Origin of the sequence: Tessaracoccus bendigoensis DSM 12906 (assembly GCF_900141915.1) — a bacterium.
GTDB classification, from domain to species: domain Bacteria; phylum Actinomycetota; class Actinomycetes; order Propionibacteriales; family Propionibacteriaceae; genus Arachnia; species Arachnia bendigoensis.
The window spans coordinates 15,433-40,909 of record NZ_FQZG01000033.1; the positions used below are offsets into that span (position 1 = coordinate 15,433).

Sequence of the window (25,477 nt, forward strand, 5' to 3'; positions counted from 1 at the left end):
TCAGTAACTAGACGCTAGCGCATCGGGCGCTCACAGCAACAGGGGTAATCCGACCCCAGATTCTCCGCGCAGGTTTGCCGAATGGGGCTTCTTGGGCCTAGTCACGTAAGCTGAGCGTCATGAAGTCTGCCTCCCTCAGCCAGAAGGCGTACTCATTCCTCATGTTCCTCGCCGTCAGCGTCCTCGCCGGGCTGCTGATTTCCGGTTTGGCGGTACCTTTTGCCGCCCTGCTGGGCGGAGGGGGGAAGATGGCGGTGAGCGCGCTGGACGACATCCCCGCCGATCTCGAAACCCCAGCCCAGCACCAGCGTTCCGAAGTGTTCATGGCCGACGGCTCGCTGCTGGCCACGTTCTACGACGAGAACCGCGTCTACGTGCCGCTGAGCGAGATCTCCGAGAACATGCAGACGGCCCAGATCGCGATCGAGGACCACCGGTTCTTCGAGCATGGCGCTATTGACTTCCAAGGCTTCGGCCGGGCGGCACTGAAGACCCTCACGGGCGACACCCAGGGTGCGTCGACGCTGACGCAGCAGTACGTGAAAATGGTCCGGATCGAGATGGCGGTGGCGGCCAACGATGAGGAGGCGCTGCGCAAGGCCGATGAGGTCACCATTGAGCGCAAGATCATCGAGGCGCGCTACGCGATGGCGCTCGAGGAGCGGCTCACGAAGGACGAGATCCTCGAGCGTTACCTGAACATCGCCTACTACGGCGACGGCGCCTACGGTGTGCAGGCCGCGGCCAAACACTTCTTCAACGTCGACGCCAAGGACCTCACGCTCGGGCAGTCCGCAATGCTCGCGGGCCTGGTGCAGAACCCCGTCGCCCTGAACCCGGTCAGGAACACCGACAAGGCGATGGATCGGCGCGACGTCGTGCTCAACCAGATGGTCAAGTGGGGAATGACCACGGAGGAAACTGCGGAGGAAACGAAGGCCGAGCAGACCTTCGACCCCAGCAAGGTGCAGCGCACCGCGCGGGGTTGCGTCTCCTCGCCTTACCCGTTCCTGTGCGACTACGTGAAGCGCACCTTGGTCTCCGACGCGATGCCGAGCATGGGCAAGGACGAGCAGGAGCGCACCAACTACCTGAACCGGGGCGGTCTGCAGATCCACACTCTGATCGATCCTGTCGCGCAGGCCTCGGCCGAGGCGGCCGTCGCCGCTCAGGTGTCCCCCACCGATCCGGTGCTCGCCAACACCACGCTGATCCAGCCCAGCACCGGGCTGATCACGGCGATGGCGCAATCGCGCCCGGTGATGGGCACGGACGCGGCCGCCGGGGAGACGTTCTACAACTACAACGTCTCCAGCGACATGGGCGGCGCAGAGGGTTACCAGGCTGGTTCCACATTCAAGCCGTTCACGCTGGCATCGGCACTCAACCAGGGGATGACGCCACAGAAGGAGTACAACGCCCCCGCGACCATGCAGTTCCGAGGCCAGACTTTCCGCGATTGCACCGGCACCTTCAAGTTCAACCAGGACTACGAGCCGCAGAACCAAGGGCGCAACCCCTACGGCAACATCAGCATGATGGTGGCGGCCCAGAAGTCGGTCAACACCTACTTCGTGCAGTTGATCCGAGACACCGGCATCTGCGCGTCGATCGACATGGCGAAGGCGGCCGGCGTCAAGCTGTCAGACGGGAAAGATCTGCGCACCATGCAGCGCTACCCGTCGTTCGTGCTCGGCACGGCGGATGTGACGCCCCTCTCGATGGCTGAGGCGTATGCCACCTTCGCGAACCGCGGCATCCACTGCGACCCGATCATCCTGAAGTCGGTCGAGACCAAGGACGGCACCGAGGTGCAGGTCCCCTCAGCCAACTGCAAGCAGGCGATCCCTGAAGCCGTCGCCGACGGCGTCAACTACATCCTCAGGTCGGTTGCGCTTCAAGGAACTGGCCGCCCGGCGGCGCTTCGCGACGGTCGCGACGAGGCGGGCAAGACCGGCACGACCAACAACGCCGTCGCCGTCTGGTACGCGGGCTACACGCCGGAGATGGCGGGCGTCGCGATGATCACGATCGACAAGGTGAACCCCTACTTCAAGAACCACTCAAAGAGCCTGACCGGGATCCGCGTCAAGGGCGGTCGGCTGGACGGCTCCGGTGGTGGCGATGCGGGCAAGATCTGGAAGGCGGCGATGAAATCGGCCCTCGCAGACAAGCCGAAGACCAAGTTCACCGCACCGACCAAGACGATCCTCGAGGGTGTGAAGGTCAACGTGCCCAGCGTCCGTGGCATGAGCTTGAGCGAAGCCAAGGCCACCCTGGAGGCCGCGGGATTCTCGACCGCCAAGCGCTACGTCTTCTCCGAGCGGGCACGTGAAGGCGCGTTCCTCGGCATCGAGCCCAGCAAGACAGCCGCCAAGTTCTCCACGATCTACCTGCGCATTTCCAAGGGTAAGGAGCCGGAGCCAGAGCCTGTGGGGACGCCTTCCGCGTCAGCAGCTCCCGCGACGACGCCTAGCGCGCAGCCGACGGGTCGTTGACGCTCCGCTCCGCCGCGCGGGCCTTGGGCGCAGTCGCGGCAGTCGGCGGGGCCTGCTTCGGCTGGGGCCTGCTGGAGGCCCACCTCTACACGCTCCGGCGCGTTGAGGTGGCCCTTCTGCCGCCGGGCGGGGCCGCGATCCGCGTGCTGCACATCTCGGACCTACACCTTGGCCCTGACCAGGAACGGAAGCTGGCGTTCGTGCGGGGGCTGCGCGCCCTCGAACCTGATCTGGTGGTCAACACCGGAGACAACATCACGCACCCCGGCGCGGTCGCCCCGCTGCTTGAGGCGTTCGCCGCGTTTGCAGACGTTCCAGGGGTCTTCGTCTTCGGCTCCAACGACTACTACGCCCCGCAACTCAAGAACCCGATGCGCTACCTCACCGAAGGCCCATCCCGCCTGGCCCGAGAGTTGCCACCCGAACTCCCCTGGCGACGGCTCCGCGAGGGCTTTGAGGGCCTCGGTTGGGTCGACCTCACCGAGCACCGGGCGACGCTGCGCGTGGCCGGACGCGACGTCGTCTTCCGTGGCACCGATGACGGCCACCTGCGGCGCGACCGCTACGACGAGGTCGCCGGGGCAGCCGACCCGTCCGCGGCGCTGAACATCGGCGTGACCCACGCGCCGTATCTACGACTCCTGGATGCCATGACGGCCGACGGGATGGATCTGATCCTGGCGGGGCACACGCACGGGGGCCAGGTGTGCATCCCGGGCTACGGGGCGCTGATCACCAACTGTGACCTGGACACCCACCGGGTCAAGGGGCTGTCGTCGCACGAGGCGGGGGGCAATTGCTCGGCCCTGCATGTCTCGGGCGGTCTGGGCACGTCGCCCTTCGCGCCTTACCGGTTCGCGAACCGGCCGGAGGCCACGCTGCTGACCGTCCTCCCCCGGTCGGCCTGACCCCGGTTCGCCAAACCTCGCCCGGTGGGCTAGTATTTCGGATGGCTCAAGGGCCAATCGGGGTGTGGCGCAGCTTGGTAGCGCGCGTCGTTCGGGACGACGAGGCCGCAGGTTCAAATCCTGTCACCCCGACCAGAATCGCAACGTTGACCCCCGTCCTCAGGACGGGGGTTTCTTTGCGCCATCGTCCGGGCATTGGCCGATACTCGACGTCAGACAGACCAAAATCGACCAATGGTCGATTCTCGACACGGGCCCACCGCCCCCCGCCCTTACCGTCAGGCCGGGACGGGGCGCAGCGCACATTCAGCAGCCGACCGAGGCCGAGCGCCCTCAGGTCACCAGATCTTCGAGGTGCCACCTTCATCGCACTGCAGCCCGACCCCGGTTGGTACCCCGGCCGATGACAGTTCCGAGCATAAGGGTTCGGCCTGCAGGACGACCGCCTCTTCCCACACCCCTGCACGGTTCGCCCAGATCGCCTGACCACCACCGCAGTCCCCGCCGACGCTGCCCAGCACGAACCCGGCCGGATGGACGCTCATCACACCGATGTAGAGAGTCGAGCAGCCGTCGGCGTCGGGGCCGCTGAAAAGGCCCGCGGCGTAGGTTCGGAAGCTCTCCGGCACCCCTACGAGCGAACCCACGGAATCCGCCGACGTCGCCTCAGACTCGACGTCCTTCCAGACTTCCGGTGACGCGACCGTCTGGGTGCGCTGCGGCGCTGGGGTGGACGCGGGGACGGCGACCGGTGCCGTGGTCGAAGCGGCCCGTGGGCTGCGACTCGGGGTGGCCGATGGGCTGCGGCTCGGGGTGGCCGATGGGCTGCGGCTCGGGGCCGGAGTCGCCTTCGCGGACCTGGCGGCCGATGGCAGGACAGGCGACGTCGGGGTCGGCGACACGGTCGGCTGGTTGGGTGGAGCAGTCACGCTCGGGGTCGCCGTCGGTTCCGGGGTGGCAGACCAGATGGGGGGCGAGGGTTCTGCGCTGCCGCCGGGTGTGCAGCCAGCCAGTCCGATCAGGAGCAGTGGCGTGAGGGGGAGGCGACCCCGCATCAGTAGTCCGCCGCCGTTCCTTCGGCATCGAGACAACGCAGCCCTGGCACGCCTGTCGGCACGTCGTTCAGCGTGAACTCCCGGCACGGGATGGCGTCCTCGAACGCGACGATGTAGTGCCATTGCGACTCGGTGATTCCCCAGACCACCTGGCTCCCGCCGCAGTTCGATTCCTCAGTGCCGAACGCGAACCCGTCGGCGTGGACGGCATCGACGGAGATCTCGGAGGCGGTGCACCCCGCATCGTCCTCGATCCCGATCCGCGATGCGAGGAAGGCCCTCAGGGTCTCGGGGAGGGACGCGGCGGCCATGACCTGCGACGCGCTGGTCGCGGTGACGTCGACCGTCGTCCACGGGCCACCGTTCCTCGGAGGCTGCGCAACGGGTGGCAGGCTGCTGGCCGGGGCCTCGGCTGACGGCACGACCTCGGGTGCCTGCGACTGCTGCTCGGCGGATCCGACGGTCGCCTCGGCTGTCGCCAGTTCGGCCTCACCGGTGGGCGGCGCCTGGGTCGGGTCGGGCGTCCACATGCTGGGTGTAGCGGCGGGGGTCGATCCGCAACCGCTGAGTGCGGCTACGAGCAGGCAGGCTCCTGCGAGCATCAAAGGTGTGCGCACATGCGCGACCTTACCTGACCTGAGTCGGTTTCCGACCTCACCGGGGCAGGCGTTGGCTACCCTGGGTGGCAGGAGGCGGTCAACGAGGACCCGCCCCCGAATGAGGAGACCGATGTTCAACGAATCAGAATCCCGACGACCCCTGCGGAGCAGCCTGCCCAGCACCGGTTCCGCACCGACCCACCCACGGCTGCTCGCCTGGCTCGACGAGGTGGTTGCCCTCTGCAGACCGGATGCGATCCACTACTGCGACGGTTCCGCCGAGGAGGCCGACCGCTTGGCCAGGCAACTGATCGAGTCAGGCACCCTGATCCGGCTCAACGACGAACTGGTGCCCAACTCCGTCTACGCCAGAACCGACCCCGACGACGTGGCACGGGTCGAGGACCAGACCTTCATCTGTTCCGAGGATGAGCGCAACGCAGGCCCGACCAACAACTGGATGGATCCGGCGCAGATGAAGCGGATCATGTCCGATCTGTACGACGGCTGCATGGTCGGCCGGACGCTGTACGTGATGCCTTTCTGCATGGGACACCTCGACGCAGCCGATCCGAAGTTCGGTGTCGAGGTGTCGGACTCCGCCTACGTCGTTCTCTCCATGCGGATCATGACCCGTATGGGTCGCGAGGTCCTGGAGACCATGGAAGAGACGGAGGCCGATTTCGTGCCATGCCTGCATTCGGTGGGCATGCCACTCGAACCCGGACAGGCCGACGTCCCCTGGCCCTGCAACGAAACCAAGTACATCGTGCACTTCACCGACGAGAAGATGGTGTGGTCGTACGGGTCGGGATACGGCGGCAACTCGCTGCTGGGTAAGAAGTGCTATGCCCTGCGGATCGCATCGGTCATGGCGCGCGACGAGGGCTGGCTGGCCGAGCACATGCTGATCCTGAAACTGATCTCGCCAGAGGGACGCGCATTCCACATCGCGGCGGCTTTCCCGTCGGCCTGCGGTAAGACGAACCTCGCCATGCTGGACCCGACGATCGAGGGGTGGCGCGTCGAGACCCTCGGCGACGACATCGCCTGGATGCGGTTCGGCCAGGACGGACGCCTATACGCCACGAATCCCGAGACCGGGTTCTTCGGAGTGGCTCCCGGCACCAGCTTCGAGACGAATCCGAACGCCATGACGGCGATCCGGAAGGGCAACTCGATCTTCACCAATGTCGCGATGACCCCGGAAGGCGACATCTGGTGGGAGGGCATGACCAAGGACAAGCCCGAGACGCTGTCGGATTGGAAGGGTCGCGCCTGGCACGGGAAGAGCGGCCCGGAAGGAGGTCGGCCCGAGGAGAAGGCTGCGCACCCGAACAGCCGCTTCTGCACCCCGATCGAGCAGTGCACCATCCTGGCCGACGAATACCACGATCCGGCAGGGGTACCGATCGACGCCATCATCTTCGGCGGTCGCCGCGAGAACACCGTCCCGCTGGTGACCCAGTCCCGTGACTGGAGGCACGGGGTGTTCATGGGCGCGACCTGCTCGTCCGAGTCGACGGCTGCGGCCAAGGGCGCCGTCGGCGTGCTGCGCCGTGACCCCATGGCCATGCTGCCGTTCATCGGCTACCACGTCGCCGACTACGTGCAGCACTGGATCGACATCGGCAAGGGCGCCGAACAGTCGAAGCTCCCGAAGATCTTCTACGTCAACTGGTTCCGCCGCGACGAGGACGGCCGGTTCATGTGGCCGGGATTCGGGGAGAACTCTCGTGTCCTCAAGTGGATCGCGCAGCGCATCGCAGGTGAGGTCGACGCCATGGAGACGCCCATCGGCCTCCTTCCCGCAGAGGGGGGCATCGACGTCGACGGGCTCGAGATCTCTGACGAGGACCTGGCAGGCGTGCTGGGCTACCAGGAGCACGAGTGGCGCGATGAGGTGCCGAGGATCGGACGCTGGTTCGACAGCTTCGGTTGGAGGCTGCCCCGCGAGATGGTCGACGAGTTGCTCCAGTTGGAGACGGCACTGGGAAGGGAGATGAGCAACTTCGGCCACTGAGAACCGCACGCTGTTGAGCCGAGCTGGGCTGGTTGAGCCGGGCTGGGCTGGTTGAGCCGGGCTGGGCTGGTTGAGCCGGGCTGGGCTGGTTGAGCCGGGCTGGGCTGGTTGAGCCGGGCTGGGCCGGTTGAGCCGGGCCGCGCTGGTTGAGCCGGGCCGCGCCGGTTGAGCCGGGCCGCGAGCTTGCGAGCCGCCCGTGACGAAACCACCCTCGACCTGACCGCTGGCTCTCCCAAGAACCAGCGGTCAGGATCCCGCACCGTGTGCCAGGTGGTAGCGCCCACGCCTCGTTCGTCCCTCACGAGGCGGCTCAACCGACCGCCGGACACAGACTCCTTTGCTCCCTGCTCTAATGGACCCATGAGCCTACCCACGCCACGCACCCCGGACCCGATGAGCGCCCCTCCTCTCCGTTGGGGCCTGATCGGCCCCGGGTGGATAGCCGAGGCTTTCGTCGAGGCCATCCACAACCACACGCGCAGCCGGATCGTCGCCGTCGGGTCCCGTAGCGCCGAGCGGGCCGGGGCATTCGCGCAACGCATCGGGGCCGCAAGGTCGTACGGCAGCTACGCGCAACTGGTCGCCGACCGCGAGGTCGACGCGGTCTACGTCGCCACTCCCCACAGCGAACACCTTTCGGGTGCCATGCTCGCGATCCATGCAGGCAAGCCGGTGCTCGTGGAGAAGGCGTTCACCCGCAATGCAGGCGAGGCCCGGCAGGTCCTCGACGCCGCACGAGCGGCAGGGGTCGCCGTCATGGAGGCGATGTGGACCCGATTCCTGCCTTCCACAGACATCGTGCGTCAACTCCTGGCAGCCGGAGCGCTCGGAGAAATCGAGGCTTTGTTCGCCGACCACGGCCAGTGGTTCGCCGAGGATCCCCACTTCCGGCTCTTCGACCCTTCGCAGGCGGGCGGCGCGATGCTCGATCTCGGCGTCTATCCGGTCTCGTTCAGCCACCTGGCGCTGGGGGCCCCTGCGAAGATCCAGGCGGCAGGCACCAGCGCGTTCACCGGAGTCGACCGTCAGATCTCGGGGCTGCTCAGCGGATATGCGGCGCACCCCGGAGCCCACAGCCTGGTCAACACGACGCTGGCCGCCAGGACCCCGACGGTCGCGTTGATCTCCGGCGTCGAGGCCCGCATCGAGATCCCCGGCGCCTTCTACGCTCCTCAGCAGATCCGGGTGATCTCCAGAGACGGCTCGGTCGAAGAGTCGGCCCCACCCGTCATCGCCGGCCATCTCGGGCTCTGCCACGAGGCGGCCCACTTTTCCAGGATGATCGCCGACGGCCGCACCGAGTCGGAGCTGCTGCCCTGGTCGGAGACACTGGCGGTGATGGAGACGATGGACGAGTTGCGTCGACAGGTCGGGGCACTGCTTCCGGGCGAGACGCTCTGACCAGACCCGCGTCGACCAAGGGCGAGCTCCCCCCTGCCTCAGACCCGGCCCAGTCCCAGAATCCGTCCCAGACCCGTGCACAAATCTCTCTATACGTCGAGGCCGCCCCATATACCGACCGCCTCCACACATACAGAGATCTATGCACAGCCTCGACGGCCAGACGGCCAGACCGAGCACCCGCGGCCCGGCAGCGAGCCTTTGAACTGCCTTCCCCGTCACCAGGGATATCCCTCGTCACCAGCGATCTTCACCCGATACCAGCGCAGTGTCTCGTCACCAGCAGTATTTCGCTGGTGACGAGCGTTATCGCAGGTGACGGCGTCAGAACGCAGGTAAGCGCGACACATCACTGGTAAGCGCGCGATTCCACTGGTAGCGCGCCAACGGTCGGGGTCAGGGACTCTCGGTGCCGAGCGCCGCGCCGAGTTCGTCTGCGATCATCGTGACGCGCATCATCGTCTCGACGACCTCGTTTCCTCCGAGGCTCGACAAGGGCAACGCGTTGGTCACCACGACGTACTCATCCTCGACGATGAGCCCGCCGACCACCTTCTGGGCCAGCTTCTCACCGGCAGTCCAGAGGTCGATCTCGGTCAACTCCCCGATCGGCGACTTGAATTTGACCCAATCCGTCTCATCGTTTGACGCATGTTCTATCAGCACCGTTTGCGCGCGCCGGCTCGGCAGCTCGAACACCAACTGCAGATGCCGCTCGTCGAGGTCGCGCACACTCCAGTTGCTGTGCATGAACTCCCTGAGTTCCTCCCAGCTGGCCATGTGCCTCCCCCTCCTCGGACACCCCAATGGTCTCAGGAGCCCAGCCGCCCCGTCCACCGATCGACGTGTCAGCGCGACGCCGCCCGTGCCCGACGGACCGCCTTCGCGACCTCCTCGACCCCGAGCACCACCAGACCAGCCAAGACCGCCATGCCCCAGTGGATGGGGTCAAGGGAAGTCGTACCGAAGGCGGATTGCAGGAACGGCACCTCGACGACCAGGACCTGCCCGAGGGTGACCACGGCGAAGGAGCCCCAGAGCCACTTGTTGGTGAACAGATGGTCGAAAGCGCTTCCCATGTCGGAGCGACTATTGAGCGCGTTGAACAGCTGCATGAACACCAGGGCCGTGAACACCGTGGTGCGCGCGACGTCGAACTCCAGCCCTGCGGGGGCCAGGTACTCAAGGCCTCCGAGCAGCCCCCCTGGCAGGCACAGGTCATAGAGGACCAGGCTGATGACGCCCATCACCACGCCGATGAAGATGATCCGCGACCACATGTGGGCATCGATGATGCGTTCGTCATAGCCGCGCGGCTTGCGCGCCATCACGTCGTCGATCTGCGGATCGACGCCCATGGCCAGCGCCGGGCCGGAGTCCGTCACGAGGTTGATCCACAGGATCTGCGTAGCCAGCAGCGGGACGACGGTCGCGCCCGGGTTGCCGGGGTCGGCCAGCCCGATCACGCCGCCCAACACGACGCCGAGGAACACCGTCGCAACCTCACCCATGTTCGAGCTGAGGAGGTAGCGGATGAACTTCTTGATGTTGTCGTAGATCACCCGACCTTGGCGGACGGCCTCCACGATCGTGGAGTAGTTGTCGTCGCCGAGGATCATCTCCCCGGCCTCCTTGGTCACCTCGGTGCCGGTGATGCCCATCGCGATGCCGATGTCGGCCGACTTCAGCGCCGGGGCGTCGTTGACGCCATCGCCGGTCATCGCGACAATCAGGCGCTGCTCCTGCAGCGCGTCCACGATCCGGAGCTTGTGCTCCGGCGACACCCTTGCGTAGACCGACGTCGTCAGCACGACCTCACGCCAACCGTCGTCGTCCAGTTCGTCGAGCTCCCGCCCGGTGACGGCGCGCGGGGCCTCGTCACCCTCCACGATTCCAAGGTCGGCCGCGATCCGTGACGCCGTGACCGGATGATCACCCGTGATCATCACGGTTCGGATCCCGGCTCGGTGCGCTTCACTGATCGCTTGGGCCGCCTCTTCACGAGGCGGGTCGATGATGCCCACGAAGCCTGCCCACACCAGGTCACGCTCTGAGCCCTCGTCGAACCCACCCTCGGCGTCGGACGGCGTAGCGTCGCGCCAGGCGACCCCGAGGGTACGGTTACCACGCTCATTCAGCTCCTCGACCGTGGCGAGGATGTCGGCACGTCGTTGCTCGGAAAGCGGGCGGGTCGCGCCTCCGACCTGCTCCGCGACGCAACGCTCAAGAAGGACGTCGGGCGCCCCCTTGGCGAGGACTCGTGAGACGCCGAGAGAGTGGCTGTGCCCCAGAACCGACATGAGTTTGCGATCCGAGTCGAACGGGGCCTCCCCTTGTCGTTGGAATCCCTCGACCCTCTCACTGATTCCCTCAAGCTTGCGCCCGCCGACGAGGAACGCAGCCTCGGTCGGATCGCCCTGGATCTGCCAGTGCCCATCGACCTGTTCCAGTTGGGCGTTGTTGGCGACCGATCCGGTGGCGAGCACGCGCTGCACCTCAGCCAGAACGTCGTCCTCGTTTCTGCCCGTCAACCTCACTTCTCCGACGGGCTCGTAGCCCGTACCAGATAGCGACACGCGACCAGACGCCGTCACCACCTCACACAGCATCATCTCGTTCCGAGTGAGGGTGCCCGTCTTATCGGAGCAGATCACGCTGACCGAGCCGAGCGTCTCAACCGAATGCAGGTCTTTCATGACGGCGTTCCGCTTCGCGAGCAGTTGCACTCCGATCGCCAGCACCAGCGAGAGGATGGCGGGCAGGCCTTCCGGCACCGCCGCCACCGCGAGCGAGACCCCCATCAGGAGGATGTCGACCAGTTCCGAGGCCGAGTCGACGCCGTTGATCAGCGCCAGGGCAGCCATGACTACCACGGCGATGACGATGACCAGCAGGCCCAGCATCTTGGAGACCTTGGCGATCTCCTTCTGCAGTGGCGACTGCTCGTCCTCGGTCTCATCCAGCAGTGTCGCGATGCGGCCCATCTCGGTCTGCATCCCGGTGCCGGTGACCACCGCACGTCCGACCCCGCGGGCCACCGCGGTCCCCTTGTAGACCATGTTCAGCCTGTCGCCGAGCGACACCGGCCCCGGCAATACAGCAGCGTGCTTGGTGACCGCCTCGGATTCCCCGGTCAGTGAGGCTTCCTGGATCTTGAGCGACGACGAACTCAGCAGGCGCGCGTCCGCACCCACCGCATCACCCTCCGCGAGGACGAGGATGTCCCCTGGCACGATCTCGGACGACTCGACGTCGGTGAGTTTGCCGCCACGCAGCACCGTCGAGTGCGCCGCCGTCATGTCAGAGAGTGCCGCGACGGCGTCCTGCGCCTTGTTCTCCTGCACGAACCCGATCACCGCGTTCGCGATCACTATCGCCGCGATGACGATGGCGTCGACCGGGACTCCTCCGGCCCCCTCCGCGAACCAGGCAACCATCGAGATCACGATCGCCACCAGCAGCAGATACACCAACGGGTCGCCGAACTGCCTCAGGAACCGCTTCCATGCGGGGTCACGCCCGGTCGACACCAGTTCGTTTGGACCGTACCGCCCAAGCCGGTTGGACGCCTCCTCGGGGCTGAGGCCCGCCTCGACGTCGACCTCTAGTCGCTCGGCGACCTGACCGGCCTCCACAAGCGTGGGGTCGGAATGAGTTGCTGCCTTCGAAGACGGCTCAGCCATGTCGGCACCCCTTGTCTCGCGCATCCCGGTGAAACAGGGCCGGAGCGGCCCAGGCTCAGGATATGGTTTGATTCTACCAACCAGTCGGCTCCTGGAAAGGGGGACTTGATGAGCGAGGACGCCATCCCGGCCGTGGATCGATTGCGAGCCGTGCTCGTCGACATCAGCCGGTTGACGACCCGCAACCAGTTTCTCCGCAGCCTCCACGGCTACGGCCAGAGGCTGACACCCACTGACAGCTGGCTCCTGCGGCACCTGATCGTTGAGGGCCCCGCCCGGATCTCGCACCTAGCGCAGTGGCAGGCGGTCGACAAGTCCACCATGACGTCCCAGGTCCGAAGGCTCGAAGAGATCGGCCTCGTGTCCCGCAACGCCGACCCGAACGACGGTCGGGTCGCCATCATCAGCGTCACACCGGCAGGACGCAAGGCCCACACCGACGCCGTCGAACATGCCAGGCGACTCTTCTCGGAGATCATCTCCGACTGGCCGGAGGAGGAGCAGAACGTCCTGGTGACCTCGCTCGAAAGACTGGCCGGGTCGATCGAAGCTCACCTGTCAGATTCAGGGCACGAGTCCCCTATCTGAGGAAGAGCGCCCTGAGCCGCCGGGTCGCCAGGGTCACGCCCAGCAGGATCATCACCGCGAAGTACGTGACGTGCCCGAACAGGCCGGGTGTGACGAAGCCCGTGGTGAGTTGACGGATCAGGTCGACGGCGTGCCAGAGCGGCAGCGCCTTGATCACCCACTGCACCACCTCTGGGTAGACCTCGATTGGAAAGAACGTCGCCGACAGCAGGAACATCGGCAGCATCACGAAGAAAACCACGTCGAGGTGTTGAAAGCTCTTCATGTAGCTGGTGGCGGCGAGACCCACCGAGGCGAACCCGAAAGCGATCAGGAGCGCGGCGGGAACCGCAAGTAGCGCCGTCCATGACAGGTTCAGCCCTAGCAGCGTCGTCACCGCCATGAACCCGCCGGCATACAACAGCCCCCGGAAGAGGGCGAGGAGGATCTCGCCGAGGGCGACGTCCAGGGGGCCGAGCGACGTCGACAGCATCTGGTCGTAGATCTTCCCGTAGCGCATCCGGAAGAAGACGTTGGTCGTCGAGTCGTACAGCGCGCCGTTCATGGCCGACACGGCCATCAGGGCGGGGGCGATGTAGGCCGCGTAGGCGATGTCGTGCCCGTTGAACTGGACGGTGCCGATGAGTGCCCCGAGCCCCAGCCCCATGGACAGCAGGTAGAAGACCGGCTCGAAGAAGCCGGACAGCACCACCAGATAGTTGTTTCGGGCCACGACCTTCAGCCCCCGTGCCAGTACCGCACGGGTGTTGCCTGCATAGATGCCTCGAAGCGGGCCGCGGATGCGCGGCGGCGGGGCTTGGATTCCGGTGCTCAATCGTCAAGCCTCGCCCGGAAGGTGCGCATTGACAGCATTGCGGTCGCCAGGGCAAGCACCGAGAGGAAACCGATGTGCAGCACGCCCTCCCAGGCCCCCATGGGCGCCCCGTAGAGGGCGGTACGGCCCAGTTCGGCCGCGTGCCACAGCGGTGAGAACCAACCGATGGGTTGCAGGTAACCCGGCAGGGTGTCGAGCGGGAAGTAGGTGCCGGAGAACAGTGTGAGGGGGACGATGACGAACCGTTCCACGAATGACAACTGGCCGCGTTCGTCCCTCTGGGTCGCCACCCAGGCCATGACGGCGAACCCGACGGCCAGGGAGAGCAGCGTTCCGAGCGGAAGGAGCAGCAGCACCCGCAGCGGTTCCCCGATCCGGAAGGTCCAGAGCGCGGCCATGTAGAAAAACACCATCGGCAGTACACGAAGCAGGACGGAGACCTGGAATCCGACCGCCATCTGGGCCGGGCTCATGGGCGTGAGCCGCATCGCGGTGAACGTGTTGGCCCACTTGAACCCGCCAAACACACCGTAGGTGTTCTCCTGCGCGGCCACCTGCATCGCGGTGGCCATCACGAGCGCGGGGGCGAGGAAGGTCAGGTAAGGCACGCCCTCGATGCCCTGGCCCCCGTCCACCAGGACCCCCAGCCCGACGCCCATCCCGAGCAGGTAGATGAACGGCGACCCGATCCCGGTGAGGAGCATGGTGGTCCAGTAGCTGCGAAGCAGCAGGGCGCGATGCTCGACGACCCCCCACCACCCCCACCGGCGCACCTTCCCGATGTCGGTGTGGGTGGAGGTGTCGAAGCGGATGTCGGCGCTCATTCGATGAGGCTCCGGCCCGTGAGACGCAGAAACACGTCCTCAAGGGATGAGCGCCGCACCAGCGACGCAACCGGGTCGAGGCCGAGATCCAGCACTCGCTGCAACGCCTGTTCGCCGTCGGCGGCGTAGATCAGGACCCGGTCTGCGAGCGCCTCCAGCCGCTCCCCGACACCTTGGAGGCTGGAGGCGACCGCCTCGTTGCGCCCAGCGCCGAAGCGCACCTCCAGCACCTCGCGGGTCGAGTAGGCCCGGATCAGGCTGGACGGGGACCCCTCGGCGACGATCCTGCCGTTGTCCACGACGACGAGCCTGTCACACAGTTGCTCGGCCTCATCCATGAAGTGCGTGGTGACAACCAGCGTCGTGCCCTGTTCCTTGAGCCTGAACAGGCGGTCCCAGAGGATGTGCCTGGCCTGCGGGTCGAGGCCGGTGGTCGGCTCGTCGAGCAGCATCACCTTGGGGTTGTTGATGAGCCCCCTTGCGATGGTCAGCCTGCGTTTCATGCCTCCCGAGAGCCCGTCGACACGGGCCGTCCGCTTCTCCCTCAGTTGGGCGAAGTCGAGGAGTTGCTCGGCACGCTCCTTGACGTAGGCACGCGGCAGCGCGAAGTATCTGCCGTAGACGACGAGGTTGTCGATGACCCGCAACTCCTCATCGAGCAGGTCACCCTGAGGCACAATGCCGAGTTGCGCCCGGATTTCGGGGCCGTGGCTGTTGGTGTCCATCCCGAGGACGGTGAGGGTGCCGGAGGTGCGGGTGGAGGTGGCAGCGATCATCCGCATGGTCGTCGACTTTCCCGCCCCGTTGGGACCGAGGAAACCGAACGACTCGCCTGCCTCGATGTCGAAGTCGATGCCATCGACCGCCACGAGGTCGCCGTAGCGTTTCGTGAGGCTGCGCGCAGAGATTACCGGGGCCACCATTCTGGTCACCCTACCGGGAGCATCCGACACTTCGACCACCCTCAGTTCCACCGACCTCCCGGCGCACCTCGTCAAGGGCAGACGGCGCCCGAGGACCTATCCCGGGGTCAGTCAGGCCCATCCGCGAAGGCCTTCGCCAGCGCGATCATGCGGCCTGCAAAGTCGCCGGAGGCCGGTGCGTAGTCGGCGGCCCATACGGCATTGAGGACGAGCCTGACGAACGTCCATGCATACACCCGGTCACGATCCAGCCCCGCCACGTCCGCGACGATGTCGGCACGCAGCTGGACGTGGCGTCGCAGCGACGTCGCCCGCGCCGCCGCGCCCGGCCGGTTCCAGACGATGGGGGCAACGGCGTAGGCCCACTCCCCTCCGACCGGCTTCGGGTCGATCGCCAGCCAGTCGGCGCGGTCAGCGGCTAGGACGTTGCCGTCGTGGAGGTCCTCATGGACCAGACGCGGTGACGGCGCCCCTGCCAGCAGGTCGTCGAGGGTCGCTCGGGCCTGCCCGGTGAGCCTCCTGGGGAGGAAGGCCGATGTGGCCGAGAGTTGCTCACGCCAGCGGGGAGCCTTCGAGGATACGGGGGCGACCGGGGCTGGGCATGGCCGGTCGAGTTCACCGAACAGTCCGCCGACGATCTCACAGGCCTCGAGGATCGGGACCTCCCTGAGGGTCCGATCACCGTCGAGGCGTTCAAGGAGCAGCACGAATTCGGCGGGATGCGCCGCGAGCAACGTGACTGCGCCCCGGCCGCCCCAGGCTCGGAGCGCGATGTGTTCGAGGCCCGCCTCGGCATGGGGCCAGGTCAGCTTCAGGGCCGCGCGCGAGCCATCTGTCGCCGTCACGGGCAGCACCATGGCGCACTCCCCATGCCAGGCCGCGCCATCGGGGTGCAACTCCCACCTGTCGAGGTGCTCGGTGATCAGTTGCGGAAGCCTGGCCACCCAATGCTCACCGGCTTCTCCCCCGGGCTCGTCGGGGAGTCGTCCGCCGAGCAACGCGTGGAACGAGGCCGGCACGAGGCTGGTCAGATGACCCGCTCCGGCTCGAACATCGCACGACGGCCTTCGAAGGCTCGGCCCAGGGTGACCTGGTCGGCATACTCGATATCGCCACCGACCGGGAGCCCGCTGGCTGGCCGCGTGACCCTCACCCCGAAGTCACGCAACATCCGGCTGAGGTACGCTGCGGTCGCCTCGCCCTGCGTGTCGGGGTCCGTGGCGAGGATCACCTCCTGCACCTCACCGTCGGCCAGGCGCTGGAAGAGCTCACGGGAGTGCAGATCGGCAGGGCCGCGCCCGTCGATCGGCGAGATCGACCCGCCCAGCACGTGGTAGAGCCCCCGGAACTCGTTGGTCCGTTCGATCGCGACGACGTCCTTGGACTCCTCGACGACACACAGCAGGCTGCGGTCGCGGCGAGGGTCGCGGCAGACCCGGCACCGTTCCTCGGATGAGATGTTGAAGCAGACCTCGCAGAATCTGCAGGACTCCTTGACGCGTCGAAGCGTATCGGCGAGCGCGAAAACGTCCTCCTCGGGTGCGTCGAGGAGATGGAACGCGATCCGCGAAGCGCCGCGCGGCCCGATCCCGGGGAGGCGGCTGAGTTCGTCGATCAGGTCCTGGATGGGGCCTTCATACACGGCTGGTTCAGCCTCACATCCCCGGCATGCCGGGGAGCTGTGGGAGATCGGGCATGGCGGCGGCCATGGCGCCGTCCGCTTCCGACTTGGCCGCACGGAATGCGGCGATGATCAGGGCCGACAGCGTGTCGGGGTCTTCCGGATCCCAGGCCTCGGGCGAGATGCCGACGTGCTGCAGCTCGCCGCGACCGTTGATCCGCACGCTGACCAGGTCGCCACCTGCCGACGCTTCGAACTCCTTGCTCTCAAGCTCCCGTTGGGCGCGTTCGACGTCCTCCTGCAGCTTCTGCGCCTGCTGCATGAGCGAGTTCAGATCGAAATCACCAAACATCTCTTCTCCTGTTTCGTCTGGGTACAAGCATATGAGCTCAGCGTTCCTCCGCCTCACGCACCGAGATGAGCTCGGCGGCGAAGGTGTTGCTGAGTAGCTCCTCAGCGTTATGGGTGGCGTCCAGCACCTCGTCGTCGGCCGACACTTCGGGCTCGGTCGGTGGTGGTACCGGCGGAGCAGGTTCGGGGCGCGGTTCGGGTCTTTCCACCGTGGCTGCCGGGGTGCCGGATGGTCGCTGCGCCCGAGGGGCAGGCTCGTCGGGGGTGTCGCCTGAGACGACGGGGTTGATCCGCAACTCGACACCGATCACCTCGATGAGCGAGTCGGCCAGAATATCGACGCTGCCACCCTGCCCGAAGTTCTCACGAGGGCCCGGGCCCGAGAACCCGAGCGTGAGGGCGCCGTCGGCGACATCGACAACCTGGGCGTGCTGGCTGAGCAGCATGTGGGTGAACCGGCGGCGGCGTTTCACCTCGTCAAGGACGTTGGGCCAGACGCGCCGCAACTCGGCCGCGGTGAGTTGGCCTGAAGGCGCTGAGGGCCGCGTGCCGTGTTGAGCCGACGGTGCGACGGCAGGCTCGGGCATCTCCTGCCCCCTCCCAACAGGTGGTGCCCCCGCGGGGCGCTGCCGTGGTGCCTGACCTGGGGCGCGCTGTTCCTGGACGGCCTCCCGGGGCGCCTCAGGAGCCGGAGGTTGCTGGCGCGATTCAGGCGCGGCAGGTTCCCGCCTCGGTGCGGCCGCCGTGGGTGGCGGGGGGCTTGAGTGCTCGGCCTTTCCGGCGGGCTTGGCTTGCGTGGGTGCTGCCGCAATGTCGGGCCACTGGGACGCGGGGGCCGGTTGGCCGTCACCCATCATCCCGACCCGTCGCTCGAGCCGATCCATTCGGGCATGCAGGCCGCGCTCGTCGGTATCCGCTCCAGGCAGCAGGACCCTCGAACACATCAACTCGAGATGGAGTCGGGGTGCGGTTGTGCCGCGCATCTCCGTCAGCCCGGTCGCGATGACCTCGGCGGCGCGGGTCAGTTCCCCGGCACCCATGCCCGCAACCTGGGTCTGGAGGCGCTGTGCCTGGTCGGCGGCGATGTCCAGGATGCCGTTGGTGGCAGCCTCGGGGACCGCGGCGAGGATCACCAGGTCTCGGAGTCGACGAAGCAGGTCCTCGGCGAACCGACGCGGATCCTGACCGACCTCGATCACCTTGTCGACCGAGCGGAACACGCCGGCGGCATCCCCTGCGGCGAACGCATCCATGATCTCGTCCAGCAGTGCGTCTGGGGTGTATCCGAGCAGGGCGGCCGCCTGTCCGTGGCTGACCCCGTCTTCTCCGGCGCCGCCGAGGAGTTGGTCGAGCACCGAGAGCGAGTCGCGCACCGAACCGGCCCCTGCCCTCACCACGAGCGGAATCGCGGAGTGTTCGACGACGACGCCCTCCACCTCACAGAGGTGCTCAAGATAGTCGCCGAGCACCTTCGGCGGCACCAGCCTGAACGGGTAGTGGTGCGTGCGGGACCGGATGGTGCCGATCACCTTCTCCGGCTCGGTGGTGGCGAAGATGAACTTGGTGTGCGGCGGCGGCTCTTCCACCAGCTTCAGCAGGGCGTTGAAGCCCTGCGGGGTGACCATGTGGGCCTCATCGATGATGTAGATCTTGTAGCGGCTGGCGACCGGTGCGAAGTATGCACGCTCGCGCAGGTCGCGGGCGTCGTCGACACCACCGTGTGACGCTGCGTCGATCTCGATCACATCGATCGAGCCCGGCCCCCCACGGGCGAGGTCGAGGCAGGACTGGCACACGCCGCACGGCTTCGGGGTGGGGCCCTGTTCACAGTTCAGGCAGCGGGCCAGGATGCGGGCGGACGTCGTCTTGCCGCACCCCCTAGGGCCGGAGAACAGGTAGGCGTGGTTGACCCGGTTGTTGGTCAGCGCGCGCTGCAAGGGCACCGTCACATGGTCTTGCCCGATGACCTCGGCGAAGGTGTCTGGCCGGTACCTGCGATATAGCGCCAGGGGGGCCTCCGGGGCCCGCGCCGGGGCCGCAGCCGCACTTCGGGCGCTTGGCGCCGTCACGGGTTCGGGCTCTGTCGGCTCATCATCTGCAAACAGCCCTGGGCCTGTCTGTTCGGGGGCGTAGAGCCCTGGCCCCGTCTGCTCGGGGGCGACGGGCTCAGGCTCGTCGAAGAGCCCCGGCCCTTCCATGGGCTGAAAGTCGGGGAGTTCGGCCGAACCGTAGCCCTCATCGAGCGCGCCGTACTCGTCCTCGTCGTAGTCTTCGTCCACCCGTTGATCCTATTTCAGCTCGCAGACAATTCACGAGGAGAAGATAAAGGGCCCCTCGCGCACCCGGAAGAGCTCACTTACCCTTGCTGCCTTCCGACCCTGGGGGAGTTGGGCGAGATACCGCCGCGCGAGGAACCTGTGGAGAGTCTAGCCCATGATGAAAGCAACTGCAGATCCGCCATCGGCACGGCGCATCGGCGCCGACCTGCGCCGGTTGGACCGCACGGTTTGACGCTCGGGCCGCACCTCGGGGCAACCGGATGCAACCGTAGAGCCTTGAAGGGACGTATACAGAGATGAAGGGCCCCAGTTGCCGGGGATTAGTTCCGAGCCGATCCGCGGCTTACGATGGCCACGCACATTCAGGGAGGATTCACCACCATGCGCAAGAAGGTTATTGCCGTTGTCGCAGCGGCCCTGGCCATGACACTGGGCGCCCCGCTCGCACAGGCGGACACCCCGTCACCGTCACCTACGACAACACCGACCGTCAACTCGTCACCGTCCGCGACCGCTCCGGCCCCTAGCACCGCCGCTCCGGCCCCCAGCGTCGCGGCCACCCGGCCCGCGACGCCGACCCCGAGCGCGACGGCCACCCGGACCGCGGCGAAGCCGATCGTCGCTCAGCCCGCAGCCCCGCTCCCGCCGTCGGAGGCTCTGTACGTGACCCCCGGGTACCACCTCGTCAACGGCCGGTACTGGTTCACGCAGTGCGAGATGTACTCTTCGACGACGGTGCGCTGCCGCACCAGCATCTACGCGTCGAGGGTCTTCCTCTCGAATGGGCAGTGGTACACGCAGAACGCCTGGGTACACAACAACCTCACCTATCTGCCGTCTCCCAGGTCCGTGTGGACCACCAACCCGCTGGCCACGCCCAACCACACGTGGACCGCCGCCGACGGCCGCAAATGGCGCACCGAGTGCGACACCCAGGCCACGGGTAAGGGCGCGTGCCGCAACTACAACGTCGCGACCGTCGCTTCGCTGAACAACGGCAAGGTCACCCAGGTGACGAAGGAGATCTTCAACGGGATCGTCCGCTTCGAGACGGCTTCGGTGCCGTGGGTGAAGAAGATCCCCGCAACCGCTCCGATGCCCGCTGGCGTCCCTTCCGCGACCACCCCCAAGCCGATCATCACCAACCCGTCCACCCAGAGCGGCTTCCGGCTCGATGCGCGCTGCATGACGGGCCGCGCGTTCTGCATCTCGAAGAACCAGCGCAAGATGGCATGGGTCGTCAACGGCAAGATCGACACGGTGCTGGACGTGCGCTTCGGCTCTGAGCTGACGCCCACCCGCAACGGCTCGTTCCAGGTCAACTGGAAGTCCCGCAACCACGTCTCCAGCCTGTACCACACGGCCATGCCGTACGCGATGTTCTTCAGCGGCGGCCAGGCCATCCACTACTCGGCCGACTTCGCCGCCCGCGGCTACAACGGTGCGTCGCACGGCTGCGTCAACGTCCGCAACAAGGCGGCGCTGGCCCGCCTGTTCGACCTGGCCCGCGTCGGCGACAAGGTGATCGTCTACAACTGACCGACCCGGCTTCACCCGAACCGGAAGGGGCGCGTCCGTGAGGGCGCGCCCCTTCTGCGTCTGCGATTTTGGGTCGACGCCCGCACTCCGGTAAGGTTCCCGACGGAGGATTCGCCTAGAGGCCTATGGCGCTCGCTTGGAAAGCGGGTTGGGTTTACGCCCTCACGAGTTCGAATCTCGTATCCTCCGCCACCACGATTCCCGCTCTGACTAGGGCGGGAATCCTCGTTTTCGGGACTGTTGGCGCCCTGGAGCACGATTCGTGCCCCGAGTGTGCCCCGAGTTTTCGTGGCATGTTCTCCCCGCGCGCTTGAGGGCGCCTTGGCAGGGCTGCCCTGGATCCGGGTGACGTGGGGTCACACCGCTCCGCCGCCGCCGGCACGAGCGCCGCGCACCATGAGGTGCGCGGCGCCGAAGAGGACGATCAGTGGGCTTCCTACCAGGTGCGTTGATTGCGCGCACGGGCCCGTCGGTCAGTGAGGTCATCGCCCGTGGGGATGGGCCGGAACAGCCTGTCGAGATCCTCGACGCGAACTCGGATGAGCCTCACGCCGAACCTTGACGCCCGGAGCTTCCCTGAGGCGATGCGTCGCCGCAGCGTGTCGACACTCACGCCGTACACGGCGGCCGCTTGCTGCAATGACAGCCATTCGGGCACGGGTTGACCCCAGGTGGGCGAGATGGGGAGCGACATGGCGAGTTTCCTCTCGGTGTCGGGATGGAAGGTCGGGTTGGTGCGTGACCGTCGGATGGCGACTCGTCAGAGAGACAAGGCGGGCGCTGGGACGGCGCGACTTGGAGGTGACACCTGCGGGGGTGACTCGGCGACGGCAGGCGCGACTTCCCATCTGGTCGGGTCGACTTGGGTTCGAACCTCCGACTCCAGGGCGTCGAGCGCTCCGTCGGTGATGGTGGGCGCCGGCTGCGTGGCTTGGAGGATGAGGTCGGCCGCGCCAATGACTCGCTGGCCTGTGCTGCGGAGGATCTCGGCGAGGTCGCGCTGCTCGGTCACCGCGTTGAGGGCCCAGCCGGCGACGTAGTTGAAGGTGTACTGGCTGGAGTCGAGGCCGTGGGCGTTGGTCACCATATATGCGACGGATTCGGCTTCCACTTCGAGGATTCCACGGCAGTCGCGGCTGCCTTGGCCCTGGTGAAGGAGCACGTGACCGGCCTCGTGGACGAGGGTCTTGACGGCCTGAGCGTCGTCGACGTCATCGCGGACCATGACGAGCCCCCGGCCGAGGTCGGTGTAGCCGTTCGGCCCACCGAGGTCCGCGCCGCGACGTACCTCGAATCCCCGTTCTCCGAGGAGACCTTGGAGGCGATCCCATAGTCCGCTAGGAGCTTGGCCGGTCAGGAGGGTCGCCTCACCGATCTTGGGGTCAGGTAGAGGAGGACCGTCCGTCTGGCGGATGTCGAACACCGTGACGGGCTTGGTCGCGACCACGTGGGTCCGGTGCAGGACGTGGTCCTGGTCGTCGCGCACCGGTTGGCCGGCGTCGTCGAGGCGGGGTTCACGGCGCGTGATCGGGGCGAGGACCTTGATGCCGGTCTCGCCGCGGCGCACCTGGCGCCCCATGGCTTTGAACGCCTGGTAGCCGGCCACGTGGGTGGCCTGGGGGTCCTGAAGCATGATCAGAAGGGAGTTCCCGAAGGAGTAGCGGTGGAACTGGCTGGAGAACTTTAGCCACGCCTGCCACGCCTGCGGGTCGTTGAGCGCCAGGATGCCGTCGCAGAGCTGGGAATGGAGCTTGTCCAGCGTCGCCTGCCGGGCTTCCGCAGCCGCGGCTCGATCTGCATCGCTGACAGGCCTGCGATAGCCGGTCATGAGTCGAGGCCGTCCCGGAGGGCGGCGACCTGGTCGAGAATCTCCTCGATCGCTTCGCGGCGTGCACCGGCGTCGGCCAACTGCTTGGCCCGGACGAGGAGATCTTCGATGATGAGCGGGACGTCGGGGAGTGAGAGCACGGGTTCGGTCACGGCCGGTACCCCCTGTCAGTGGTCCGTGCGTCGTGCTGCTGCGCAGGTTCCTCGGGGGCCGCGAACGGGACCAGCGCCACGCCCTCCCACTCCCCCATCGCCTTGGGCCTCTCCTGTGGCGGCACGATCCGTCCGTTCGGGTCGCGGACCTGGACGGGGTCGACGTAGAGGTCGAGGTCACCGCCCCGTCCTTCGATGGCGGCCTCGACGAGCAGTGCCCGCGCGCACGCGGTGTTCACCGCCGCCTGATGCGTCGCGCTGAGGCCATCCACTCGCAGTGCGGGAGTCAGGAGCTCGCGGTAGGCCTCGCCTGTCTGGTAGTAGTCGCGGGCCTCGTCGTCGAACGACTCGCCAGAGTCGTCGTAGTGGACGCCGTGGGCGTCGGCCCATTGAAGCCACAACCCGATTCGGATGGCGAGGCGATGGGCGTCGTCGTTCATGTCGGTCTCCTTCGCCGGGCTCGCGAACCTCCCATCCCGCATAACGGGACGCCGCCTCTCTCGGTGGACACAACCCACTTGGTCGCGGTCGATTTGGACGTCCTGTCTCCCCATGGCTGGTCCGCCCGAGAGCGCCGACGGCCTATATGGCTCCGCCACGGGCGGCCGGAACAGGAACTCAGGGTCTCGGACGGGGTCGATGAACAGACACCGGGGCGTGGATGGAAGTACTGGATCGGCAGCCACGGACACTTTACGAGTCGAGGACGCCAGCGGCGTACGATCCTCCACGCAAGGGCCGGGTCGCTACCGTCATCTTCTTGGGGGTGGGCAAGACCGGCACCCCGGCCCTTCATCCTGCTCTACGCCAAGTGTGTCCGGCACCAGGCCCCCGCCCAGAGGAAGCCGACCAAGCCGTTCACCACCACGGTGCCTGCGCATCCGGCGGTCGCGTCCTCACGCACCTACCCCTGACCTGAGCCCGTCTGGCGGGGCCCAGCGCGGCCTCGAGACGCGCTTCACACATGGTCATGCAAGCGCACTCATAATGCCCAGGTGCGGAAGTCGACGTGGTGGGCGAACTCGGTCAACAACTGCCGATCTGCGGACAGTCCCCAAAGTTGACGGGCAGCATGCTCCTGCCACACGATGAGCGGTCCCCTAACCGGGCTGCAGGTGGTGAAGGCTTGCCTCTGATGCTCAGCGTGCTGGTGCACTGCGCCGGGCACGAAGAGTGGCCACGTCACCGGTAGCCGCGAGCTGCTCGGCCATGGGACGACGTTTGGTGTTGGTGTCTTAGCCCGTCGGCGATGCAGTGCTGGATGGCCGCTTCCGCGACGCATGACCCCGCAGCGTCCCTCCCCCGGCCAGCGACGGACGTGAAGCGGCCCCCTATGGGTGCCTGAGCGGGAACGTCTTGAGCGCCCGTAGCGGTCGCCGACGTGGCCGGCACCGCTCAAGACGAGGCGGCGGCAGTCGTCGATGAGGCGAAGCACCAGACCCACCACCTGTTCGACGAGAGGAGCACCGAGCTGCGTTCGCAGGCAGCGGTCGCGCATGCCGGGCTGGCCGAAACCATCCAGGCGCTGTCGGAGCCCCCACACGACCGCTGCGGTGCCGGCGCTCACCATCCGTCGTGCGTTTGCCGACAGCCGGTACGCGATGGAACCAGACACCACACGCGACCCGCCCATCGGAGTTGCGCGATGGCGGCCTCCCAGCGAACCCAACGGCCCTCTGACCAATCTGGGCGAGCGCGCTGCGGCGTGGCTCCGCGATAACCAGCCCGACCATGCGCGCGGGGAAAGCCGCCGGTGCGCGCGCCGAAGCCCGCGTATTTTCTTGGAGCCGGCCGGTAGGGTAGGCGCGTTGGCCGGATTGAACCGCAATGGGTTTGATAGAGACTCGCCCTATTTGATTCCTACCAGCTGTTGATGGTCGGTTTGTGCAGCATAGAACGTGTTCTCGAACTCGGCGGGTGGGATGTCGCCGAGGTATCCGTGAAGGCGTGTGGTGTTGTGCCAATGCACCCATCCGAGGGTCGCGAGCTCGAGGTCCTCGACGCTCTTCCAGGGACCGGATCGGGCGGGACCGCGGACCAGTTCGGTCTTGTAGTAGCCGTTGATGGCTTATGCCGACGTGTGGATTATGCCGACCGTGACCACGTCTGCCCTTGTCGGAACTGGTTGGGTCGGGGGGTTGTCGGCATAATCGCGGCGTGAGAGCCTGCCCTTTTCCGGACGGGAGGGGTGGGTCATGGGTTCTCCGATTCAGCTTGAGGGTTGTTCTGCTGGCCCTCCGGCGGGTGGTTGGCATGCGAGGATCTGGCCGCGTCGGCCTGCCGGTCCTCTTGCAGCCGTGATGGTGGATCTGATCGATTGGCTTGTCGAGCAGGGTTACGCCTCGACCACGCAGCGTAACCATGTCCGCGCGGCGGCACGGCTCGGCTCGT

21 protein-coding genes, 2 tRNA genes, 1 other RNA gene and 1 pseudogene are annotated in these 25,477 nt (G+C 66.8%); 8 read left to right on the top strand and 17 right to left on the bottom strand.

Going from position 1 to position 25,477, the window contains the following annotated elements; genetic code table 11:
- The first annotated feature begins 119 nt into the window (after nucleotides 1-119).
- The 3 genes from BUC15_RS09990 (at nucleotide 120) to BUC15_RS10000 (ending at nucleotide 3,541) form a co-directional block, all read left to right on the top strand.
- The gene (locus tag BUC15_RS09990; RefSeq protein ID WP_245787942.1) at nucleotides 120-2,498 is read left to right on the top strand and encodes a transglycosylase domain-containing protein; all 2,379 of its coding nucleotides are present in this window, start codon (nucleotides 120-122) and stop codon (nucleotides 2,496-2,498) included.
- Nucleotides 2,495-3,406 carry a metallophosphoesterase gene (locus BUC15_RS09995; RefSeq protein ID WP_073187756.1) on the top strand — a complete coding sequence of 304 codons (912 nt, stop codon included), beginning with the start codon at nucleotides 2,495-2,497 and terminating at the stop codon, nucleotides 3,404-3,406. The genes BUC15_RS09990 and BUC15_RS09995 overlap by 4 nt, the downstream gene beginning before the upstream one ends.
- A gap of 58 nt (nucleotides 3,407-3,464) precedes the next feature.
- A tRNA-Pro gene (locus tag BUC15_RS10000) sits at nucleotides 3,465-3,541 on the top strand.
- 203 nt (nucleotides 3,542-3,744) lie between these two features.
- Here the strand turns inward: BUC15_RS10000 and BUC15_RS10005 are convergent.
- Both BUC15_RS10005 and BUC15_RS10010 read right to left on the bottom strand, forming a co-directional pair.
- Nucleotides 3,745-4,461 (bottom strand): hypothetical protein, encoded by a 717-nt coding sequence (locus tag BUC15_RS10005; protein ID WP_073187760.1) that lies wholly within the window; start codon nucleotides 4,459-4,461, stop codon nucleotides 3,745-3,747.
- A complete protein-coding gene (locus BUC15_RS10010) occupies nucleotides 4,461-5,078 on the bottom strand; it encodes a hypothetical protein (RefSeq protein ID WP_139280206.1) in 618 nt (205 codons plus the stop codon). Before BUC15_RS10010 ends, BUC15_RS10005 begins: the two co-directional genes overlap by 1 nt.
- 112 nt (nucleotides 5,079-5,190) lie before the next feature.
- On the opposite strand from BUC15_RS10010, the gene BUC15_RS10015 reads away from it, so the two are divergent.
- Nucleotides 5,191-7,083: a phosphoenolpyruvate carboxykinase (GTP) gene (locus tag BUC15_RS10015; protein WP_073187763.1), complete on the top strand. Its 1,893-nt coding sequence runs from the start codon at nucleotides 5,191-5,193 to the stop codon at nucleotides 7,081-7,083.
- A gap of 360 nt (nucleotides 7,084-7,443) precedes the next feature.
- A complete protein-coding gene (locus BUC15_RS10020; RefSeq protein ID WP_073187765.1) occupies nucleotides 7,444-8,484 on the top strand; it encodes a Gfo/Idh/MocA family protein in 1,041 nt (346 codons plus the stop codon).
- Between the two features lie 396 nt (nucleotides 8,485-8,880).
- Here the strand turns inward: BUC15_RS10020 and BUC15_RS10025 are convergent, their stop codons facing one another.
- Entirely contained in the window at nucleotides 8,881-9,264 is a 384-nt protein-coding gene (locus BUC15_RS10025) for a hypothetical protein (RefSeq protein WP_073187768.1), read from the bottom strand.
- Nucleotides 9,265-9,332: 68 nt separating this feature from the next.
- Complete coding sequence (locus tag BUC15_RS10030; RefSeq protein WP_073187770.1) at nucleotides 9,333-12,167, bottom strand: cation-translocating P-type ATPase; 2,835 nt, start codon at nucleotides 12,165-12,167, stop codon at nucleotides 9,333-9,335.
- 108 nt (nucleotides 12,168-12,275) lie between these two features.
- Here BUC15_RS10030 and BUC15_RS10035 point away from each other — a divergent pair, with 108 nt between their 5' ends.
- Nucleotides 12,276-12,755, top strand: coding sequence for a MarR family winged helix-turn-helix transcriptional regulator (locus BUC15_RS10035; protein ID WP_073187772.1), 480 nt, complete (start codon nucleotides 12,276-12,278; stop codon nucleotides 12,753-12,755).
- On the opposite strand, the gene BUC15_RS10040 is transcribed toward BUC15_RS10035, so the two are convergent.
- The 8 genes from BUC15_RS10040 to ffs all read right to left on the bottom strand — a co-directional run bounded on the left by BUC15_RS10040 (nucleotide 12,748) and on the right by ffs (nucleotide 19,707).
- The gene (locus tag BUC15_RS10040; protein WP_073187775.1) at nucleotides 12,748-13,569 is read right to left on the bottom strand and encodes an ABC transporter permease; all 822 of its coding nucleotides are present in this window, start codon (nucleotides 13,567-13,569) and stop codon (nucleotides 12,748-12,750) included. The genes BUC15_RS10035 and BUC15_RS10040 overlap by 8 nt on opposite strands.
- Nucleotides 13,566-14,393 (bottom strand): ABC transporter permease, encoded by an 828-nt coding sequence (locus tag BUC15_RS10045; protein WP_073187777.1) that lies wholly within the window; start codon nucleotides 14,391-14,393, stop codon nucleotides 13,566-13,568. The genes BUC15_RS10040 and BUC15_RS10045 overlap by 4 nt, the downstream gene beginning before the upstream one ends.
- Nucleotides 14,390-15,316 (bottom strand): ABC transporter ATP-binding protein, encoded by a 927-nt coding sequence (locus BUC15_RS10050; RefSeq protein WP_073187779.1) that lies wholly within the window; start codon nucleotides 15,314-15,316, stop codon nucleotides 14,390-14,392. The genes BUC15_RS10045 and BUC15_RS10050 overlap by 4 nt, the downstream gene beginning before the upstream one ends.
- A 107-nt stretch (nucleotides 15,317-15,423) precedes the next feature.
- A complete protein-coding gene (locus BUC15_RS10055; RefSeq protein ID WP_217652194.1) occupies nucleotides 15,424-16,335 on the bottom strand; it encodes an aminoglycoside phosphotransferase family protein in 912 nt (303 codons plus the stop codon).
- Nucleotides 16,336-16,343: 8 nt separating this feature from the next.
- Nucleotides 16,344-16,958 (bottom strand): recombination mediator RecR, encoded by a 615-nt coding sequence (recR, locus tag BUC15_RS10060; protein ID WP_073187785.1) that lies wholly within the window; start codon nucleotides 16,956-16,958, stop codon nucleotides 16,344-16,346.
- Between the two features lie 13 nt (nucleotides 16,959-16,971).
- On the bottom strand, nucleotides 16,972-17,289 hold the full coding sequence (locus BUC15_RS10065; RefSeq protein ID WP_073187787.1) for a YbaB/EbfC family nucleoid-associated protein: 318 nt from the start codon (nucleotides 17,287-17,289) through the stop codon (nucleotides 16,972-16,974).
- A 37-nt stretch (nucleotides 17,290-17,326) separates the two neighbouring features.
- Nucleotides 17,327-19,486 (bottom strand): DNA polymerase III subunit gamma and tau, encoded by a 2,160-nt coding sequence (locus BUC15_RS10070; RefSeq protein ID WP_084189499.1) that lies wholly within the window; start codon nucleotides 19,484-19,486, stop codon nucleotides 17,327-17,329.
- A gap of 124 nt (nucleotides 19,487-19,610) precedes the next feature.
- An RNA gene (gene ffs / locus BUC15_RS10075) (signal recognition particle sRNA small type) lies at nucleotides 19,611-19,707 on the bottom strand.
- A gap of 241 nt (nucleotides 19,708-19,948) precedes the next feature.
- Between ffs and BUC15_RS19920 the strand changes: the two genes are divergently transcribed.
- Together BUC15_RS19920 and BUC15_RS10085 are read left to right on the top strand one after the other, a co-directional pair.
- The gene (locus BUC15_RS19920) at nucleotides 19,949-21,106 is read left to right on the top strand and encodes a L,D-transpeptidase (RefSeq protein ID WP_245787943.1); all 1,158 of its coding nucleotides are present in this window, start codon (nucleotides 19,949-19,951) and stop codon (nucleotides 21,104-21,106) included.
- A 104-nt stretch (nucleotides 21,107-21,210) separates the two neighbouring features.
- A tRNA-Ser gene (locus BUC15_RS10085) sits at nucleotides 21,211-21,298 on the top strand.
- Nucleotides 21,299-21,542: 244 nt separating this feature from the next.
- Here the strand turns inward: BUC15_RS10085 and BUC15_RS10090 are convergent.
- The 5 genes and pseudogenes from BUC15_RS10090 to BUC15_RS10105 all read right to left on the bottom strand — a co-directional run.
- Nucleotides 21,543-21,800, bottom strand: coding sequence for a helix-turn-helix domain-containing protein (locus BUC15_RS10090; RefSeq protein ID WP_073187791.1), 258 nt, complete (start codon nucleotides 21,798-21,800; stop codon nucleotides 21,543-21,545).
- Nucleotides 21,801-21,866: 66 nt separating this feature from the next.
- The gene (locus BUC15_RS10095; protein ID WP_073187793.1) at nucleotides 21,867-22,934 is read right to left on the bottom strand and encodes an ArdC-like ssDNA-binding domain-containing protein; all 1,068 of its coding nucleotides are present in this window, start codon (nucleotides 22,932-22,934) and stop codon (nucleotides 21,867-21,869) included.
- The gene (locus BUC15_RS19925; RefSeq protein WP_175558297.1) at nucleotides 22,931-23,086 is read right to left on the bottom strand and encodes a hypothetical protein; all 156 of its coding nucleotides are present in this window, start codon (nucleotides 23,084-23,086) and stop codon (nucleotides 22,931-22,933) included. The genes BUC15_RS10095 and BUC15_RS19925 overlap by 4 nt, the downstream gene beginning before the upstream one ends.
- Complete coding sequence (locus BUC15_RS10100) at nucleotides 23,083-23,526, bottom strand: hypothetical protein (protein ID WP_139280207.1); 444 nt, start codon at nucleotides 23,524-23,526, stop codon at nucleotides 23,083-23,085. Before BUC15_RS10100 ends, BUC15_RS19925 begins: the two co-directional genes overlap by 4 nt.
- 1,409 nt (nucleotides 23,527-24,935) lie before the next feature.
- Nucleotides 24,936-25,151: pseudogene (locus BUC15_RS10105) on the bottom strand (IS3 family transposase); the annotation flags it as partial.
- Between the last annotated feature and the right edge of the window lie 326 nt (nucleotides 25,152-25,477).

What these genes read in the sequence shown, in the direction of transcription:
- BUC15_RS09990 (WP_245787942.1), top strand. Translation starts at nt 120, where the DNA reads ATGAAGTCTGCCTCCCTCAGCCAGAAGGCGTACTCATTCCTCATGTTC.
- BUC15_RS10005 (WP_073187760.1), bottom strand. Translation starts at nt 4,461, where the DNA reads ATGCGGGGTCGCCTCCCCCTCACGCCACTGCTCCTGATCGGACTGGCT.
- BUC15_RS10015 (WP_073187763.1), top strand. Translation starts at nt 5,191, where the DNA reads ATGTTCAACGAATCAGAATCCCGACGACCCCTGCGGAGCAGCCTGCCC.
- BUC15_RS10020 (WP_073187765.1), top strand. Translation starts at nt 7,444, where the DNA reads ATGAGCCTACCCACGCCACGCACCCCGGACCCGATGAGCGCCCCTCCT.
- BUC15_RS10025 (WP_073187768.1), bottom strand. Translation starts at nt 9,264, where the DNA reads ATGGCCAGCTGGGAGGAACTCAGGGAGTTCATGCACAGCAACTGGAGT.
- BUC15_RS10030 (WP_073187770.1), bottom strand. Translation starts at nt 12,167, where the DNA reads ATGGCTGAGCCGTCTTCGAAGGCAGCAACTCATTCCGACCCCACGCTT.
- BUC15_RS10035 (WP_073187772.1), top strand. Translation starts at nt 12,276, where the DNA reads ATGAGCGAGGACGCCATCCCGGCCGTGGATCGATTGCGAGCCGTGCTC.
- BUC15_RS10045 (WP_073187777.1), bottom strand. Translation starts at nt 14,393, where the DNA reads ATGAGCGCCGACATCCGCTTCGACACCTCCACCCACACCGACATCGGG.
- BUC15_RS10050 (WP_073187779.1), bottom strand. Translation starts at nt 15,316, where the DNA reads ATGGTGGCCCCGGTAATCTCTGCGCGCAGCCTCACGAAACGCTACGGC.
- BUC15_RS10065 (WP_073187787.1), bottom strand. Translation starts at nt 17,289, where the DNA reads ATGTTTGGTGATTTCGATCTGAACTCGCTCATGCAGCAGGCGCAGAAG.
- BUC15_RS10070 (WP_084189499.1), bottom strand. Translation starts at nt 19,486, where the DNA reads ATGGAAGGGCCGGGGCTCTTCGACGAGCCTGAGCCCGTCGCCCCCGAG.
- BUC15_RS19920 (WP_245787943.1), top strand. Translation starts at nt 19,949, where the DNA reads ATGCGCAAGAAGGTTATTGCCGTTGTCGCAGCGGCCCTGGCCATGACA.
- BUC15_RS10090 (WP_073187791.1), bottom strand. Translation starts at nt 21,800, where the DNA reads ATGTCGCTCCCCATCTCGCCCACCTGGGGTCAACCCGTGCCCGAATGG.
- BUC15_RS10095 (WP_073187793.1), bottom strand. Translation starts at nt 22,934, where the DNA reads ATGACCGGCTATCGCAGGCCTGTCAGCGATGCAGATCGAGCCGCGGCT.
- BUC15_RS10100 (WP_139280207.1), bottom strand. Translation starts at nt 23,526, where the DNA reads ATGAACGACGACGCCCATCGCCTCGCCATCCGAATCGGGTTGTGGCTT.